Origin of the sequence: Citrobacter sp. XT1-2-2 (genome assembly GCF_023516235.1) — a bacterium.
In the GTDB taxonomy this organism is placed as follows: domain Bacteria; phylum Pseudomonadota; class Gammaproteobacteria; order Enterobacterales; family Enterobacteriaceae; genus Citrobacter; species Citrobacter werkmanii.
This window is the reverse complement of the sequence record NZ_CP097324.1, coordinates 305739-323592: the sequence shown is the minus strand read 5'-3', so window position 1 is coordinate 323592 and position 17854 is coordinate 305739. Positions and strand designations below refer to the sequence as shown.

The 17854-nt window shown below is 50.9% G+C and carries 16 protein-coding genes; 6 read left to right on the top strand and 10 right to left on the bottom strand.

Going from position 1 to position 17854, the window contains the following annotated elements; all coding sequences use genetic code 11:
- Positions 1 to 34: 34 nt before the first annotated feature.
- The 7 genes from M4I31_RS01525 to M4I31_RS01495 form a co-directional block, all read right to left on the bottom strand.
- Entirely contained in the window at positions 35 to 1240 is a 1206-nt protein-coding gene (locus tag M4I31_RS01525) for a DNA-processing protein DprA (RefSeq protein ID WP_085049021.1), read from the bottom strand.
- Positions 1237 to 3336: a RecQ family ATP-dependent DNA helicase gene (locus M4I31_RS01520; RefSeq protein WP_085049022.1), complete on the bottom strand. Its 2100-nt coding sequence runs from the start codon at positions 3334 to 3336 to the stop codon at positions 1237 to 1239. The genes M4I31_RS01525 and M4I31_RS01520 overlap by 4 nt, the downstream gene beginning before the upstream one ends.
- Before the next feature lie 141 nt (positions 3337 to 3477).
- Positions 3478 to 4818, bottom strand: coding sequence for a gluconate transporter (gntU, locus tag M4I31_RS01515; RefSeq protein ID WP_032940610.1), 1341 nt, complete (start codon positions 4816 to 4818; stop codon positions 3478 to 3480).
- A complete protein-coding gene (gene gntK, locus M4I31_RS01510) occupies positions 4818 to 5348 on the bottom strand; it encodes a gluconokinase (RefSeq protein WP_038634945.1) in 531 nt (176 codons plus the stop codon). Before gntK ends, gntU begins: the two co-directional genes overlap by 1 nt.
- A gap of 141 nt (positions 5349 to 5489) precedes the next feature.
- Positions 5490 to 6485, bottom strand: coding sequence for a gluconate operon transcriptional repressor GntR (gene gntR / locus M4I31_RS01505; protein WP_038634949.1), 996 nt, complete (start codon positions 6483 to 6485; stop codon positions 5490 to 5492).
- Positions 6486 to 6707: 222 nt separating this feature from the next.
- Positions 6708 to 7403, bottom strand: a complete 696-nt coding sequence (gene yhhW, locus M4I31_RS01500; RefSeq protein WP_085049023.1) for a quercetin 2,3-dioxygenase — start codon at positions 7401 to 7403, stop codon at positions 6708 to 6710.
- Positions 7404 to 7526: 123 nt separating this feature from the next.
- On the bottom strand, positions 7527 to 8564 hold the full coding sequence (locus M4I31_RS01495; protein ID WP_085049024.1) for an oxidoreductase: 1038 nt from the start codon (positions 8562 to 8564) through the stop codon (positions 7527 to 7529).
- A gap of 330 nt (positions 8565 to 8894) precedes the next feature.
- Here M4I31_RS01495 and yhhY point away from each other — a divergent pair, with 330 nt between their 5' ends.
- The 5 genes from yhhY (at position 8895) to M4I31_RS01470 (ending at position 13695) form a co-directional block, all read left to right on the top strand.
- Positions 8895 to 9383, top strand: a complete 489-nt coding sequence (gene yhhY, locus M4I31_RS01490; RefSeq protein ID WP_085049025.1) for an N-acetyltransferase — start codon at positions 8895 to 8897, stop codon at positions 9381 to 9383.
- A gap of 264 nt (positions 9384 to 9647) precedes the next feature.
- Positions 9648 to 10862: a PfkB family carbohydrate kinase gene (locus M4I31_RS01485; protein WP_069323785.1), complete on the top strand. Its 1215-nt coding sequence runs from the start codon at positions 9648 to 9650 to the stop codon at positions 10860 to 10862.
- A gap of 15 nt (positions 10863 to 10877) precedes the next feature.
- Positions 10878 to 11639, top strand: a complete 762-nt coding sequence (locus M4I31_RS01480; RefSeq protein ID WP_085049026.1) for a glutamine amidotransferase — start codon at positions 10878 to 10880, stop codon at positions 11637 to 11639.
- Between the two features lie 53 nt (positions 11640 to 11692).
- A complete protein-coding gene (locus M4I31_RS01475; protein WP_069323783.1) occupies positions 11693 to 12664 on the top strand; it encodes a DMT family transporter in 972 nt (323 codons plus the stop codon).
- A complete protein-coding gene (locus M4I31_RS01470) occupies positions 12661 to 13695 on the top strand; it encodes a phosphotriesterase (protein ID WP_069323782.1) in 1035 nt (344 codons plus the stop codon). The genes M4I31_RS01475 and M4I31_RS01470 overlap by 4 nt, the downstream gene beginning before the upstream one ends.
- 44 nt (positions 13696 to 13739) lie before the next feature.
- On the opposite strand, the gene ggt is transcribed toward M4I31_RS01470, so the two are convergent.
- The gene (ggt, locus tag M4I31_RS01465; protein WP_085049027.1) at positions 13740 to 15485 is read right to left on the bottom strand and encodes a gamma-glutamyltransferase; all 1746 of its coding nucleotides are present in this window, start codon (positions 15483 to 15485) and stop codon (positions 13740 to 13742) included.
- A gap of 117 nt (positions 15486 to 15602) precedes the next feature.
- Here ggt and M4I31_RS01460 point away from each other — a divergent pair, with 117 nt between their 5' ends.
- Positions 15603 to 16046 (top strand): DUF2756 family protein, encoded by a 444-nt coding sequence (locus tag M4I31_RS01460; RefSeq protein WP_038634965.1) that lies wholly within the window; start codon positions 15603 to 15605, stop codon positions 16044 to 16046.
- Here the strand turns inward: M4I31_RS01460 and ugpQ are convergent.
- Positions 16043 to 16786 carry a glycerophosphodiester phosphodiesterase gene (gene ugpQ, locus M4I31_RS01455; protein ID WP_069323780.1) on the bottom strand — a complete coding sequence of 248 codons (744 nt, stop codon included), beginning with the start codon at positions 16784 to 16786 and terminating at the stop codon, positions 16043 to 16045. The genes M4I31_RS01460 and ugpQ overlap by 4 nt on opposite strands.
- Positions 16783 to 17853 (bottom strand): sn-glycerol-3-phosphate import ATP-binding protein UgpC, encoded by a 1071-nt coding sequence (locus M4I31_RS01450; protein WP_085049028.1) that lies wholly within the window; start codon positions 17851 to 17853, stop codon positions 16783 to 16785. The genes ugpQ and M4I31_RS01450 overlap by 4 nt, the downstream gene beginning before the upstream one ends.
- Position 17854: the final 1 nt, after the last annotated feature.

The following is a 17854-nucleotide window of genomic DNA, read 5'->3' as shown; positions in this document are numbered from 1 at the left end:
ACACGCTGCGCTTTTTGAGCGCAGCGGACTTCTCTCATTGCGCCAGATAATAATCCGACTCAGGTAATTGCGTTACCACTCCCTCTTCCTTTGCTCGTTGCAGCCAAATCGTCAACTGTTCCAATGTAAGTCCCGTGACGTTTATCAAATTCTCCAGACTGATTGGCTCCGCCGCCAGAAAAGGAAGTTCGCTTATGAACAGTTGGTAGTAATCAACAGGAACCTGAGCCTGTTTTACTGCATACTCCACCACATTTTCTTGCAGAGCAAAGAGGTCGTGCTGAGACACCGAATTGATGTTACTGTCTGTTTTAGCCACAGTCAGAAGCTGCTGACAATCAATATCCTCGGCTCGTCCGGCACTCCATATCCCCCCCTTTTCAACTAATAACTCATTAGCTGATTCATCATCCTGAGTAGGTTTTATCCATACCGGCACCCACTGATTTTTTAAAGCTTCAAGAGCGCCAGTGACAGTTCCCCCCTTCAGACCCGCATGAACAACCATTGCGCTTTCCGAAAGGCAGTAAACATATTTATTTCGCGCCATTGCATTGGCGACACTAAAGCCAGCTTCGGGATAAAAAGGTGAGATCAGCACCAAATTGCCTGACATCAATCCGTTACGCCATTTTGGAGATGTTGTCGCTTTAAGCAAGCTATCGGTTAGTACGCCGATTGACCGTCCTCCACTCTCTAGCGCCGCTAGCATCGCGCCTTCATCGGTTCCTCTTGCCCCACCAGATATCACTGTAATGCCCTGATGCGCAAGATTTGACGCGAGCTGGCGAGTAAATACAAGGTCATCCTCCGCAACCTTTCTCGACCCCACAATGGCGATACCGCCAGTCTGCAGCAACGCCTTATTACCGCAGCCAAAAAGCACGGGTGGGGAGTCATTACGCAAAATATTTTTTAACCGGACAGGATAGTCAGCATCCGCTCGGGTCAAAATCCACAAGCCTGCTCTTTGCCATTTATCAACTGCCAGAGCCAGGCTGTTACCGCGCCCAAGTAGGTTTACTATGCGATTCAGAGGAATACGCGGATCGTTCCAGCCAGTCAGCAATTTTTCTGGATTGGGGATCAATAATTCAGCAGGCGCTACCCGTTGATGCTTCAGCCACAAAGCAAATCTTCCCCATTCAGTATTACTCAACGGCTTATGCTCATTTGTTTTTGAACTGGAGAAATAGCTGGTCAGCAAGAGTGTCGCTTGTGCAGTGGCTGTAAGATTCATCCATTTTTTACCGAAGTTGATGCCAGTGCTACAGGATAAACATCCGGACAGCCTGACTGTCTCAATAGTGCTGCCAGCACAGTTAACGTCCAGCCTGAATCCACTACATCGTCTACGAGTAAAGCAGGACCAGCTGGCAATGGCTGACTAATTCTAAAAATACCATCAAGATTTTTACATTGATGATAGCGATTTTGCTGTAATTTCTGCGGATAATTGTCCATGACCTTATCGATAACATCAACAAAGGGCAAAGCAAGTTTTTCCGCTAAACGTTGGGTAAAATTCGGCACGAGATGTGGATGAGCTATCGAAGGCACACAACACACCCACGTCGGAGCGGGGTCAGGTAGCCAACGTTCGAGAATCATTTCTGCACAAGCGTCGACCAACTCGTCATGAAACCAACCAGCGTGCTTGCCCTCGGCAACCATTTCCCCCCAACCAGCATCACCCCAGCGAGATAAAATCCGACCTTCATGTCCCCGCATGTTGAGAGGAAAGTTACCTCTGAAGCCATAGTGTTCAAATGCGCCGGGCGCAACTTGCTTATTCAGAATTAAAGGTAAATCCGCATGCCTGACAAAAACATTCGCGCCATTAACCAGCACAGGATCCAAAGATGTATTCATTAATGGCCGCCGCAGGCAAGAACTACATTTCCCACAGCGTTCGGTTGTAGGTTCATCAAGCGCACGCCGAAGAAATAACATTTTGCATTCATCCGTAGCAATATAGCGCTCAACTTCAGATAACTCGCTGACTCTTTGTTCGGTCAGGTGCGCAATGCGCTGATGATCCATTGAAAAATGAACAGCTGTTCTGCGCCACAGTTTATCTTCATAAACAACAGGGGCAGGATTCTCCGTCACGAGTAATTTCAAGATTTTTTCAATCTGCTTATTACGCAAATTAGTATGAGCTTCAATATCGCGCAGCGTTAATCCATCATTCCCTTCAAGCACCTGTAAAACTTCCACGACTTGCTCTTCAGAAGGAAATGCGCTTTCACGGAAAAAATGATGAATAGCGCGATCCTCGATACCACTGAGCAATATGCCAACAGCATAATTGATTCCACGCCCTGCACGCCCTACCTGCTGGTAATAGCCAATAATGGAGCCAGGCATTTGATAATGAATAACAAATCCTAAATCAGGTTTGTCATATCCCATACCCAGCGCCGTCGTCGCAACTAAAACCTTAATCTCATTAGTCAGCAATGATTGTTCGAGAAATTCTCGCGCAGAATTGGTGTCAGGGATTTCCGGTAGTGAAACGCCACTATAATAAGCATAGGCGGTAATATCATTTTTCCGTAGCCATGCAGCGACGAGTTCCGCATCTCGGGTTGTAAGCGTGTACACAATACCCGAGCCAGTTAGTTGCGGAATTACTGTGACAAGCCATGCGAGGCGTGCGGGTTGATCGGCCAGCGATATCGCATCCAGGGCCAGACTATCTCGCGCTAAAGTCCCCCTTTGAATGATGATATCCCCTAATTGTTGGCGAATATCGTCAACGACCCGATTATTTGCCGTCGCCGTCGTTCCCAATGCTGGCGTATTGGGCGGCAGTTGACGAAGAATATGCAGAATTTGGCGATAGTCCGGGCGGAAATCATGGCCCCAATCCGAGATACAATGGGCTTCGTCTACAACCAGCAAACCGATACGATCGGCTACAGGTCGCAAAACAGCCTCAATAAATTCCGAATTAGCCAGACGTTCAGGTGAGATAAGCAAGCAATCTAATTCATCACTCAGCAACCTTCCGGTAATTGAGTGCCACTCTTCCCGGTTAGCAGAATTAAGCGTTTCGGCTCTGATACCGAGTCGTTTTGCAGCAGCTACCTGATTACGCATTAAAGCCAGTAGTGGCGAAACGATAATTGTGGGTCCCAATCCTCTGTCGCGAAGAATTTTTGTACTGATAAAATATACGGCGCTTTTCCCCCACCCCGTCCGCTGCACAACCAGTAGTTTTCTGCGCTGATTAACCAGAACATCAATCGCTTCCCATTGCCCATCTCTGAAGCAAGCGTCCTCACTTCCAATCATCTGACGTAAAAGTAATTCAGCGCCGAGCCTATCCATAGCAATCTCCCTCAACAAAAGATGCTGGTATTTAGCCCAAAGGACGTACTGGAATTTGTGATAGAAATCAAAAAGTCAGGAAGGATTCAATTAATGAAATTATTGCTGCGAGGAAACTCGCAGCAATATGTAACAGCTTAACTAGCTCAGCAGTTGGAAGGCAATCATACCGACAATCGCGCCGACCGTACCGAGGATGGTTTCCATCATCGTCCAGGTCTTCAGCGTTTGCGCTTCGGTCGCGCCGGTGAATTTCCCGAACAGCCAGAAACCGGCGTCGTTAACGTGGCTGACGACGATTGAGCCGCCTGCGATACAGATAGACAGCGCCGCCATCTGCGCGCCGGAGTAGTTCAGTTGCTCAATCACCGGCATGACCAGACCGACCGCCGTTAAGCAGGCCACGGTCGCGGACCCCTGAATGATACGTACTGCCGCCGCCAGCACGAAGCAGGTAATGGCAATGGGCAGCCCCATACCGGTTAACGCTTCACCCAGGGCCGGGCCAACGCCGGAATCAACCAGCACCTGCTTGAACACGCCGCCCGCACCAATCACCAGCAGAATAATCCCCGCCGGTTGCAGCGCGTGACCACAAATCTCCATCACCCGATCTTTTGCCATGCCCTGGCGCACTGCCAGGCCGTAAATCGCCACCAGGCAGGCAACCAGAATCGCGGTAAACGGGTGACCGATAAACTCGAACCATTCGTAGGTTGAAGAACCGACCGGCACAAAGCGCGCGGCGATAGTTTTCAGGCCAACCAGTACTAACGGCAACAGGATCAGTGCCAGACTGAAGCCAAAGGAGGGCATTTTGCCTTCACCCAGATGCGGCTCGGTAATGTCTTCTGGCACATGCAGTTCAACGTAACGGCTGATGAAATTGCCCCACAGCGGCCCGGCAATAATCATGCCCGGAATGGCTGCGCACAGACCAATCAGGATCATCCAGCCAAAGTCAGCGTGCATTTGGGATGCCAGCAGCATCGGCGCAGGTCCCGGCAGCAGGAACGCCGCAGCGGCCGCCACCCCCGCAAACAGCGGAATAACCAGCTTCACCAGGTTTGTTCCGGTGTGACGCGCCATTGAGAACGCCACGCTTATCAGCAGCACAATCGCCACTTCAAAGAACAGCGGTAGCGCGCAAATCAGGCCGGCCAGACCAATCGCATAATGCGCGCGGCTGTGACCGAAAGATTTCAGCATCTTGACGGCAATCTGATCGACCGCGCCGGTCTCATGCAGAATCTTGCCAAACATCGCCCCCAGCGCCACGACAATCGCCAGGAAGCCGAGCGTGCCTCCCATCCCTTTTTCCATGGTCGCCGCGATTTTATCAAGCGGCATACCGGAAAAGAGACCTGCACCAATAGACACCACCATCAAAGCAACAAAGGCATGCATACGCGCCTTCATCACCAAAAACAGCAGTAATAAAACAGACCCTACTGCTGTTAAAACAAGCGTTAATGTAGTCACTACTTACTGCCCTGGTTAATCACTTCAATGGTGCTAGCTACCACACCGTCCAGCGGCTGATCGATATCAACCACCAGAACATCTTTTTCATTCGCATCCGGTTCTTCCAGCGCTTCGAACTGGGTTACCAGCATTTGCGTTTTGAAGAAGTGGCCTTTACGTGCCTTCAGGCGGCTTTCGATTACGTCAAAATCGCCCTTCAGGTAAATGAATGAGAGGTTCGGGTTACCGTCACGCAACTGATCGCGATAGACTTTCTTCAGCGCGGAACAGACGATCAGCGACACCTTATTGGTACGCTGCATCGCAAAGGCGGCGTCATTCAGCGCCTGTAACCACGGTTTACGGTCGTCATCGTTGAGTGGCTCACCGGAAGCCATTTTCATGATGTTGCTGCGCGGATGGAGAAAATCGCCATCAAGAAACGCGGCCTGCAGTTGATGCGCCACTTCACTTGCGACAGCAGATTTACCGCTGCCTGATACGCCCATCAGAACGTAAACGTGGTGATCATGATTAGTCGTGCTCAAAGCGTTGCCCCCACTGGTACAAGAATCAGGAAATTGTTACGGGTAACTGTTATCGGTAACATTGTCCAGCCGGATAAATAGAGAAGCAATATCCATTCGTGCCCGAAGTGTATAAGTGTGAGCTACTTCAAAGTTGTTGGCTTAAATAGATCCACCCGGTGACAAGGTGAAACCTAAATCTAACATTTTAGGTGTGACTGCTTCACCTCGGATGCGCGCCAGCAGGCGTTCTGCGCCAATGCTGCCCATTCGTTCACGCGGCGTGAGCACACTCGCCAGACGCGGCTCCATTACCTGACCGATATCATGGCCGTGGAAACCGGCAATCGCCATATCGTCAGGGATTCTCAGCCCTAAACGCTGACATTCAAATGCCGCCCCTACCGCCAGGTCATCGTTGGTACAAAACACACCATCCAGTTGCGGATATTCACGCCGCGCCTGACGGATAAGTTCAATGCCGGATGAGTAAGATGAAGACTGCTCCACCATCACGCTGTACGGCACCAGATTGGCATCGCGCATAGCCTGTTCGTAGCCCCTCTGTTTGATGATAGTACGTTCATCAAGACGCGCGCCAAGATAAGCAACATGACGGTGCCCACGGGCGATGATAGCGGCGGTCATCTGACGTGCGGCCTCGAAGTTATCAAAACCGACGGCGATATCCAGACACGGGGACTGACTGTCCATCAGCTCGACGACCGGGATACCCGCGACTTCGATCATTTTCAGCGTACGGGGTGTATGGCTACGTTCAGTGAGGATCAGACCATCGATATTCCACGACAGCATCGACTCCAGACGCTCTTGCTCCATTTCGGGCTTATAGCCGTAGTGCGCCAGCATGGTTTGATAACCATGCGCGTCGGTGACGGCCTCAATGCCACGTAACACTTCCGCAAAAACCTGGTTGGTGAGAGACGGTAACAGCACGCCGATAGCGCGACTGGTGGCGTTAGACAGGATATCAGGTGCGCGATTGGGAATATAACCCAGCTCATCAAGTGCAGCGGCAATTTTGCCCCGCAGCGCCACGGAGACCTGCTCCGGGTTACGCAAAAAGCGACTGACCGTCATTTTGGTCACGCCCACGCGGTCGGCTACATCCTGAAGTACGGGTCTTTTCTTTTTCATCGTCCTGAAGCGTTAAAAAGGGATAGATTTCCCCAGTTTACCACGGACGTGCGTGAACCTTCGCAGAGAAAAAAGGAGTTTTTGATTGTGAGAAATACACAAAATCATTCGAGTTGCATCAAGGCGGCGACGCAGTGAATCCCCGGGAGCGTACATTAAGTACGCTCCCGGGGTGAGCGAGGAAAGCCAACACAGATGCGGCTTGAAGGATGACGTGTATTTTTAGACTGGCGGCAGGTCAAACAGTAACACTTCGCTGTCGCTATCGGCATGAATCGAAATTGCCTGCTCATCCCAGATTGCCAGACCATCGCTGGTGGTGGCTTTAGTTCCGTTAATGGTGACATTGCCTTTTACCACCTGGATCCAGACGCGGCGCTCGGCGGCAATCTGATGCACCGACTGCTCATCTTTGAGCAGCGCCCAGCGGTACAACTCCATATCCTGGTACACTTTCAGCGAACCATCGCGGGCATCCGGCGACAGCACCAGTTGTTTGCCCTGCACCGCATCGAAACGGCGCTGTTCATAGCGTGGCGTAATCCCGTTTTCCTGCGGCATGATCCAGATTTGATACAGGTGTAGTTTCTCAGTATTGCTCGGGTTGTACTCCGAGTGTCGGATCCCCGTCCCGGCGCTCATAATTTGGAATTCACCGGCCGGAACCTGCTCTTTGTTGCCCATGCTGTCCTGATGCTCCACCACGCCTTCCAGTACGTAGGTCAGGATTTCCATGTCTTTATGGGGGTGAGTGCCAAAGCCCTGACCTGCGTCGATCACGTCATCGTTAATCACGCGCAGTGCCGAGAACCCCATAAAGTTCGGGTCATAGTAGTTAGCAAAAGAAAAGGTATGCCAGGAATCGAGCCAGCCATGATTCGCATGACCACGGTCGTTCGCTTTGCGTAAATAGATCATTATGTTCACCCCCAGATGTTTTCGATGGAGTAAGTGTGGACCTAATCCGTCTGGGATCATAGAGGGTGAAAATTGACTCCTCTGTTCAAAAAATATGAACAACCTCAGAGGAGTCGGTAAGGGCTATTTAGCGAGGGTTATCGTCGCGGGAGACGCCTGTTCGAAGGCCCGTTCGAGGATTTCCAGGTTGGTAAGAACTTCAGATTCCTTGACGTAATTAGGCGTACCGACGGTCAGCGTGTGGTACAGCGCATCATAGACGCGACCGTAGTCCCCCACTTCCGGTTTCACCTCTTCTTTCACCGTAATGCCATCATCATTGACATACTCCAGCACACCAACAGAATCGTCAGCGGCGAAACCGGGTTCGCCGGGCATAATATTGGCCTTCAGGCTGGTTTCCTGCTGGTCGATACCGTACTTCACAAACGAGCCTTTGGTGCCGTGAACAATAAACTTCGGATAGTCGATTTTCACCAGATGGCTGGTTTTCACAATGGCTTTGAGGTCACCGTAGAACAACTGCGCTTCAAAGGTATCATCCGGGTTCGCCTTGTTGCGCAGACTGCGAATGTCATAGGCTACATGGTCGGGACGCCCGAACAGCGAGATAATCTGATCCATGGTGTGTACGCCCAAACCATAGAATGCGCCGTCCTGCGGCAGGCCCGGTTTGGTTTCCGCCACGGGTCGGTAGTAGTCAAAATGGCTTTCAACTTCCACTATTTCACCCAGTTTGCCGCTCTCAATCGCTTTTTTAGCCGTGAGAAAACAGGAATCAAAACGACGATTCTGATACGGCGTGACGGTCAGTCCTTTGCTTCGCGCCAGTTCGAACAACACTTTTGCTTCCGCCAGCGTCGGCGTGAACGGTTTCTCAACCAGCACGCTTTTACCCGCCTCCAGCGCGCGTTTGGCATATTCAAAATGGCTATCAGCATGTGTACAGACGATCACCAGTTTTACCTGCGGATCGCCCAGCACCTCATCCAGATCGCTGGTGAAGTGAATGTGGGAATAGATCGGCGCCTGCTCTTCCGGTTTAGCGTGACGACGGAAAATATGCGCGACATGCCAGGTATCTTTACGATTCAGAACGTAAGGGAGATGGTAACGGGTGGTGCTTTTACCGAATCCAATAAATGCGCAGTGTAAGGTCATGAGACGATCCTTTTGAAGGTGATTGTTTACACCATAGCGCAAAGCGTGAGGAGACTGAATGTTGGATTCTTTGCCGGGGACAAAATGGCAAGTAAGCCAGGCTGAAACAAAACCCAAAAAAAAAGCCAGCAAAAGCTGGCTAAAATAATACTGGAAGCAATGTGAGCAATGTCGTGCTTTCAGGTTCTCCGTAGGGGTTCCCCTGAACGCAGAGCAATAATAATCATTCTCATTCGCACTTGTCTACTTCTTTTTGCAAAAAAATGCAGTTGACGGAATTTTCTTTCTCAGCGAGTGTAAATGCTCAATTAACCCTGCAGGAGATAAGGAATGAGTGAGATAGTGATACGCCACGCTGAACCGAAAGATTACGACGCCATTCGTCAGATTCACGCCCAGCCGGAGGTGTACCACAACACGCTACAGGTTCCTCATCCTTCCATGGAAATGTGGCAAACGCGACTTGCCGATCAGCCGGGGATCAAACAGTTGGTGGCCTGCATCGATGATATCGTCGTGGGACATCTTTCCATTGCAGTTGCCCAGCGCCCGCGCCGCAGCCACGTCGCTGATTTCGGTATTTGCGTTGACGCTCGTTGGCAAAACCGCGGCGTCGCCAGCGCGCTGATCTGCACCATGATCGACATGTGCGACAACTGGCTGCGCGTTGACCGCATTGAGCTAACGGTATTTGTTGATAATGAGCCCGCCGTGGCGGTCTATAAGAAGTACGGCTTTGAAATCGAAGGCACCGGTAAGAGATACGGCCTGCGCAACGGTGAGTATGTTGATGCGTACTTTATGGCGCGCGTGAAATAAAACTGCCCCGCCCCACCTTGTGGGGCGAAACGTCCCAAACCTTCAGATCATTCCAGTTATTGTGATCTACTTCTCCTCTATCAGAACAATAACCACCTGAGTTTTATGGTTATTATCATTTTAATCTTTATCACCGTTTTCTCCGTAATTTTAGCAATATTAATATTACATTTTTGTTTTTTTTTGGTTTCTGCCGTCACTTTATGGTGACAATCACAACAATATACTCCTCCCGGGACTAACTTAACCACGGTGAGGTAAAAAATGAAATTTGAACGCCATCATAGAATATTGAAGGAACTCAGTATTTCGGGAGCTGTAAAAGTTTCAAATCTGGCGAAATGTCTCAAGGTAACAAAGGAAACTATTCGTTCAGATCTCAATGAACTTGCCGGACAGGGATATCTTACTCGCTGTCATGGTGGTGCATTTATTACCCTTGATTCTCTTGATAACGTCGCAAAAAATGAAATTGCTTATGTGCTGGAAAAATATGAATCAGCACAGAAAATAAAAAAAGGTCTCTCTGCCATGAAAAATAATGTATGTGTTATTGGCTCGTTCAATGTTGATATTATCAGTTATCTACCGAGATTACCCTCAACGGGAGAATCATTGCTTGCCGATAAATTTATTTTTTCACCCGGCGGTAAGGGATGTAATCAGGCATTAGCCGCGAGCTATGCCGATTCTGATGTGCATTTTATTACTAAAGTAGGTTCAGACCATTTTAGTGATTACGCCATTAATTTTATAAACTCATCAAAAATCCATAAAAGTGTTATCTACCAGACCAAAGAAACACAAACAGGTACAGCAACCATCATGGTGAATGGAGATACCGGAGATAATGTCATCGCTATCTACCCTGGCGCCAACATGACAATTTCCCCTGATGAAATCACCATTCAGAAAGAAGCCATTGTTCATTCAGATATTGTTCTTGTACAACTGGAGACGAATTACGAAGCACTGCAGCAAACAATTCGTCTCGCACAAAAAAATGACATACCAGTCATTATCAATCCAGCGCCATACAATGACATGGTTAACACCATCATTGATAACATTGACTATATTACGCCGAATGAAACGGAAGCGGGCCTGCTGGCCAATATGGCGGTTAATGATATCGAATCAGCCAAATGCGCAGCCAAAATTATTCATCAGAAAGGCGTCAAAAATACCATTATTACGTTAGGTAGCAAAGGTTCTCTCGCTTATGACGGAACACAATTCATCTATTCCCCGGCATTTCCGGCAGTAGTAAAAAACACCGCTGGCGCTGGCGATGCTTTCAATGGTGCTCTCGCCTCTGGCCTTGCTAAAGGAAAATCACTGGCATCCGCATTGTGCTACGCCAGCGCATTTGCCTCGCTTGCGGTTGAAACGCCGAATGCGTCTGATATGCCGGAAAACGAATCCGTTCTTCATCGCATTCAGGGTTCACATTACAAACAAACTATCTCTACTCACTAAATCAAGGGGCAGACTATGAACAATACGCAGAAAAAACTAAATGTGCTCTTTATTGGAGAATCCTGGCATATTCACATGATTCATTCAAAAGGTTATGACAGCTTCACTTCCAGTAAATATGAAGAAGGCGCCACATGGTTACTGGAATGCTTGAGGAAAGGTGGCGTTGAAATTGATTACATGCCTGCCCACACGGTACAAATTGCATTTCCAGAGAACATTGATGAGTTAAACCGTTACGATGTTATTGTTATCAGCGACATTGGTAGCAATACCTTCCTGTTGCAAAATGAGACATTTTATCAGCTAAAAATAAAACCAAATGCCCTGGAATCAATTAAAGAGTACGTCAAAAATGGCGGTGGACTACTCATGATTGGCGGCTATCTGTCATTTATGGGTATTGAGGCAAAAGCCAATTATAAGAACACCGTTCTTGCTGAGGTTCTGCCAGTTATTATGCTTGATGGCGATGACCGGGTAGAAAAGCCAGAGGGTATCTATGCTGAGGCTGCCTCACCTGAACATCCTGTTGTTAACGGATTCTCAGATTATCCGGTATTTCTGGGATATAACCAGGTCGTCGCCAGAGACGATGCCGATGTTGTCTTAACAATAAATAATGACCCATTGTTAGTGTTCGGTGAATACCAACAGGGTAAAACCGCCTGCTTTATGAGTGACTGCTCCCCACACTGGGGAACCCAGCAGTTTATGTCATGGCCATTTTATACCGACCTGTGGGTCAACACGCTTCAATTCATCGCCAGAAAATAAAAAACAATGGAGTAACGAAAGTTACTCCTTTTATAAAATATAAGGATTGATGTATGAACAAGAATAAGTACTCAACCCCCTTACTGATGCTTGCCACCATCTTAGCCGGTATGCTTTCCCCGATGCAGTCTGCCGTTAATGGGCAGTTAGGACACTGGTTACAAGACGGTAATGCTTGCGCAGTAATCTCGTTTGCCAGCGGTCTGGTTGTCATGTTTTTTATTATTATTGCGCGCAAAGAAACACGCCAGCAATTCGCCTCAATACCCACTCTGATTAAAAAGAGAAAAATCCCGCTATGGAATTGGTTTGCAGGATTATGCGGGGCGATGGTCGTATTTTCTGAAGGCGCATCCGCCAGCGCGCTGGGCGTTGCCACCTTTCAAACGGCATTAATTTCCGCCCTGCTCCTTTCCGGCCTGCTGTGCGACCGTTTTGGCGTCGGTGTGGATGAGAAGAAATATTTTACGCCATGGCGCATTACTGGCGCATTGTTCGCAGTTATCGCCACAGTTTTTGTCGTGTCGCCACAGTGGCACTCCACCTCGTTTATCCTGCTCGCTATCCTTCCCTTTTTGGCAGGGTTACTCGCTGGCTGGCAGCCTGCGGGGAATGCTAAGGTCGCCGAGGCAACAGGTTCCATGCTGGTGTCCATTACATGGAACTTCATTGTCGGCTTTTGTGTCCTGGGCGCGGCGCTGGCGATCCGTATCGCATTAGGCCATGTCACCGTCCAGTTACCCGATACATGGTGGATGTATCTCGGTGGTCCTCTCGGTCTGCTGTCCATCGGGCTGATGGCGATTCTGGTGAGAGGCTTAGGGCTATTGATGCTGGGCGTAGCGTCAACAGCGGGCCAACTGCTTGGCTCTGTGCTAATTGATGAATTGATCCCTTCATTAGGCAATACGGTCTACCTGGTCACCATCATCGGTACGCTGTTCGCGTTAGTCGGTGCGATTGTTACCACCATACCTGAATACAGAGCATCCAAAATGGCGCAAAAAATGGAGGTGTCAGGATGAAAGGTTTCCTGCAAACCGTAACTGGCCCGGTGGCGAATACTGATATGGGTCTGACGCTACCGCATGAACATCTGTTTAACGATCTGTCATCGGTCGTTGACGAGCCACATTATGCTTTTTCACAGCAACTGGTGGGAAAGAAAGTCAGTGCTGACCTGCAGTGGGGGCTGAAACACGACCCCTACTGCTGCGCCGATAACATGGACCGAAAAGAGATTGATGATGTTATCTTTGAAATCAATAACTTTATGTCCCTGGGCGGCAGGACGATTGTCGACGCCACGGGATCAGAATCCATTGGGCGGGACGCCTCAGCGCTACGAGAAGTTGCCTTAAAAACGGGTTTGAATATCGTTGCGTCATCGGGGCCTTATCTGGAGAAATTTGAAAGCACCCGGATCCATAAACCTGTCGAGCTGTTAGCCTCACTCATTGATAAAGAACTGAATCAGGGTATTGGCGAGACGGATATTCGTGCTGGCATGATCGGTGAAATCGGCGTATCACCTGCTTTTACCCAAGCGGAGCGTAACAGCCTGCGAGCAGCGTCTCTGGCACAATGTAACAACCCCCACACGGCGATGAATATCCATATGCCGGGGTGGCTGAGACTGGGGGATGAGGTACTGGATATTGTGCTGGAAGAAATGAACGTCTCTCCGGCAAAAGTCTCGCTGGCGCATTCGGACCCTTCAGGAAAAGATGTCGTCTATCAACGTAAAATGCTCGACCGCGGCGTATGGCTTGAATTTGATATGATTGGTCTGGACATTACCTTCCCAAAAGAAGGTGTCGCGCCGGGCGTTCAGGAGACAGCTGATGCGGTAGCACATCTGATTGAGTTAGGTTATGCCGACCAAATCGTTTTAAGCCATGACGTTTTTCTCAAACAGATGTGGGCGAAAAATGGCGGAAATGGCTGGGGGTTTGTACCGAATGTCTTCCTCGCCTATCTGGCTGCCCGTGGAGTAGACAAAGATACTCTTCGCAAACTCTGTATTGATAATCCAGCTCGATTACTCACGGCATAATCTGCAAATAGCCCGGTGCCTGACACCGGGCCTGGTAGTAAAAATCAGTATCCCGCCGTTAAGTCATCCACGGAACGCGGGTCGGACGCGCCATACAGGGCGCCATCCGGCCCAACCATAATACTTTGCGTGCTGCCCATCGCCTCTTTCAGCGCCACTTTCTGTCCTTTTTGCTCCAGCAACTTAAGCGTGTCCGGGCTGAAGCCCTTCTCGACGCGAAGCTCATCCGGAAACCACTGATGATGGAAGCGCGGCGCGTTGGTCGCTTCGGCGACGTTCATTCCGAAATCAATGCTGTTCACTACCATTTGCAGCACGGTAGTGATGATTCGACTCCCGCCAGGGCTGCCGGTCACCAGCCAGGTTTTCCCGTCTTTTACCACGATAGTCGGCGACATCGACGACAGCGGACGCTTCTTCGGCCCGACCGCGTTGGCATCGCCGCCCACCAGTCCGTATACGTTCGGCACGCCCGGCTTGGCAGAGAAATCGTCCATTTCATTATTGAGCAGAATACCGGTATTACCCGCCACAATCCCGGTGCCGAAGGTAGTATTCAGGGTATAGGTCACCGCCACGGCATTGCCGTCTTTATCCACCACCGAGAAGTGGGTGGTCTGGTTGCTTTCATACGGGGCGAGCTTGCCCGGTTTTATCTGGCTGGAAGGTTTGGCCTTGTTGATATCAATTTGATCGGCCAGCGTTTTCGCATAGGCTTTGTTGGTCAGCGCCTGCCACGGCACTTTCACAAAGTCCGGGTCACCCAGATACTCTGAACGGTCGGCATAGGCGTATTTTTCCGCTTCCGCCATGATTTGCATGGCATCGGCGCTGCCAAAGCCGTACTTCTTCATGTCGAAGTTTTCAAGAATATTGAGAATTTGCACGATGTGAATACCGCCCGAGGATGGCGGCGGCATGGAGAAGACCTGATACCCGCGATAGTCACCACTGATGGGCGTACGCTCAACGGCTTTATAGCTGGCTAAATCCTCTTTGGTCATCAGACCGCCGTTCTTCTGCATTTCGCCGGCAATCTGGTCGGCAATCGCCCCTTTATAAAACGCATCCGGGCCATTTTCGGCAATCATTTCCAGGCTTTTCGCCAGATTCTTCTGGACCAGCTTATCGCCCTTCTTCAGCGGCTCGCCGTCTTTCCAGAAAATGGCTTTGCTGTTCTCATGATTAGGGATCACTTCGCTGCCGTAAGTTTTTAAGTCGTCGGCCAGCGCATCGTTAACCACAAAACCCTCTTCCGCCAGCTTCATCGCCGGACGCACTACTTTATTCAGCGGCATCGTGCCGTATTTCTCCAGCGCCAGCGAGAAACCCGCCACGGTACCCGGCGTACCGGATGCCAGATGCGACGTCAGCGACTTTTTCGCATCGGCGTTACCCTGATCGTCGAGGAACATATCACGGGTCGCGGCAGCAGGCGCCATTTCACGAAAATCAATCGCCGTAGTGTTACCGTCTTTGGTGCGCAGCAGCATAAAACCACCGCCGCCCAGGTTCCCCGCCTGAGGATGCGTCACCGCCAGCGCGTAACCAACGGCGACGGCGGCATCAACGGCATTGCCCCCCTGTTTGAGGATATCCACCCCGACCTGGGTGGCTAACGCATCCACCGAGGCCACCATTCCCTGCTGCGCACGCACGGGATGGAACACATCTTCCTCGACACCGTAGGATACCGGCGGTGGCGCTGCCGGCGCGGCAGCAACGCTAAAACAACTTCCTGAGAGCAGAGCAGCAATGGCTACCCGGCGTAAAAACGTCGGTTTTATCATCGTTATTCTCCAGATGTATGGGGTCGGCCCCCACTAAGCCTGGTGCATAACTCTGAAATAATCATCGTAACGGCGAGAAAGGAGTAAACTTAAGCGATCCCCGAGAGGAGAAAAGCGATGAAACGACTCTTACTTTTAGCCATGCTATTGCCGTTTGCAGGCTTTGCACAGCCCATCAACACCATGAATAACCCGAATCAACCGGGTTACCAGATCCCGAGCCAGCAGCGTATGCAAACCCAAATGCAAACGCAGCAAATTCAGCAAAAAGGGATGCTCAACCAGCAGTTGCAAACGCAAACCCGCATGCAGCAACAGCACATGGAAAACCAAATCAACACCAATTCCCAGCGAGTCCTTCAGTCCCAGCCTGGAGAGTTGAATTCGGGTCAACAGCAGATGCTGCCCAACAGCAACGGTGGCATGTTGAACGGAACCCGCAACCCGGACAGTTCGCTGAATAAACAGCAACATATGCTGTCAGAGAAAAAGAACGGCGACATGCTGAAGCCCTCCAGCACGCCGCAGCCTAACGTTCCGTTAAAAACGATTGGGCCTTAATAGGGTTGAAAATCCGGTCCTATCGTATCAATAGCATCGGTACAGATGCAGTCCACTCCCCAGCGCAGCAGCTCTGCCGCGCGCTGGGGTCGGTTGACGGTATAAACCAAAATACGTAGCCCCGCGTCGCGCAACGCATCCACGCGCGTTTCATCCAGCAGCTTATGATTAAGATGAATCGAGACGCAGCCGAGCCGGGTAGTGAGTTCGCGCCAGTCGTCACGCCATTCATCAAGCAGTAAACCGCGCGGCAGTTCTGGAACCGCCTGCTGCGCCGCTTCAAGCGCGTCAATTTCAAAAGACGACAACAGCGGCGGCGTCATTCCCGCCCACAGTTCACGCGCGGCCAGCGCCACGACTTTGCCGGTTAGCGTTCCGGTGCCGGTAGTGGGTTTAATTTCAATATTCGCCATCATGCCGTGCTGACGGCAGCGCGCGGCCACTTGCGAGAGCAGCGGCAGCGGTTCGCCTTTAAACTCGCCGCTAAACCAACCGCCTGCGTCCACGCGTAATAGATCCTGCCAGTTCAGTTCACCCGCCACGCCCCAGCCGTTACTGGTCCGTTCGAGATTGTCGTCGTGCAGCAAAAAGATCTCGCCGTCTTTCGACAACTTAGCGTCAAACTCAATCATGGTATGCCCGTATCGCGCCCCCACGTCGATCGCCGCCAGGGTGTTTTCCGGAGCCAGCTTACCGCCGCCGCGATGGGCGACAATGTGGGGATAAGGCCAGTTACTCATACGCGTTGTCCTGTTTCGCCATCAAAAAGATGCAAATGATTTTCTGGCAGATGCAGCCACAGCGTGCTGCCTGCCGTCGGGCGATGCTGATGCGCCAGTCGCACCACCAGCTTTTGCTCGCCCCAGCGCCCGTGCGCCAGGTTATCCGCGCCCAGCATTTCCAGCGTGTCGACAACCAACGGCACACCGCCATCGGCCTGCGAGCTTAACGCAATATGCTCCGGGCGGATACCCAGCGTCATGTTACGCCCAATACACTCCCGGACGCTCCTGGCGATGGGCAAAGTCATGCCGTCATCCAGTTCAAAATGCGTACCCGAAGCGCTAATACGCCCATCCAGCAGGTTCATCGCCGGGCTGCCGATAAAGCTCGCCACAAAGCGGCTGGCAGGTTTCTCGTACACTTCAACCGGCGTACCGATCTGCTCGGCAATGCCTTTGTTCATCACCATCACCCGCTGGGCAAGGGTCATCGCTTCAACCTGATCGTGCGTCACATACAGCGAGGTGGTTTTCAGTCGGCGATGCAGATGTTGTAACTCCAGACGCATCTGGACGCGCAGCTTGGCATCGAGGTTAGAAAGCGGCTCATCGAACAGGAATACCGCCGGATCGCGAACAATCGCCCGTCCCATCGCCACGCGCTGACGCTGGCCGCCGGAAAGTTCGCGTGGGCGACGTTTGAGCAGTTCACCCAGTTCGAGAATACGTGCCGCCTCTTTCACCCGCTCGGCAATATGCTCCTTACCCATTCCACGGATCTTCAGCCCCCAGGCCATGTTTTCTTCTACGCTCATATGTGGGTAGAGGGCATAGTTCTGGAACACCATCGCAATGCCGCGATCTTTCGGCTCCATCTCGGTGACGCGCTTATTATCGATCCAGATATCGCCGCCGCTGACCCGCTCCAGCCCGGCCACCATCCGCAACAGCGTAGACTTGCCGCAGCCGGATGGCCCGACCATCACAATAAACTCCCCGTCCGCAACGTCCAGCGTCAGCGGTTTAATCACCTGGGTTTTGCCATCCCAGCTTTTGGTTACTGCCTGTAGTTTGAGTCCTGCCATT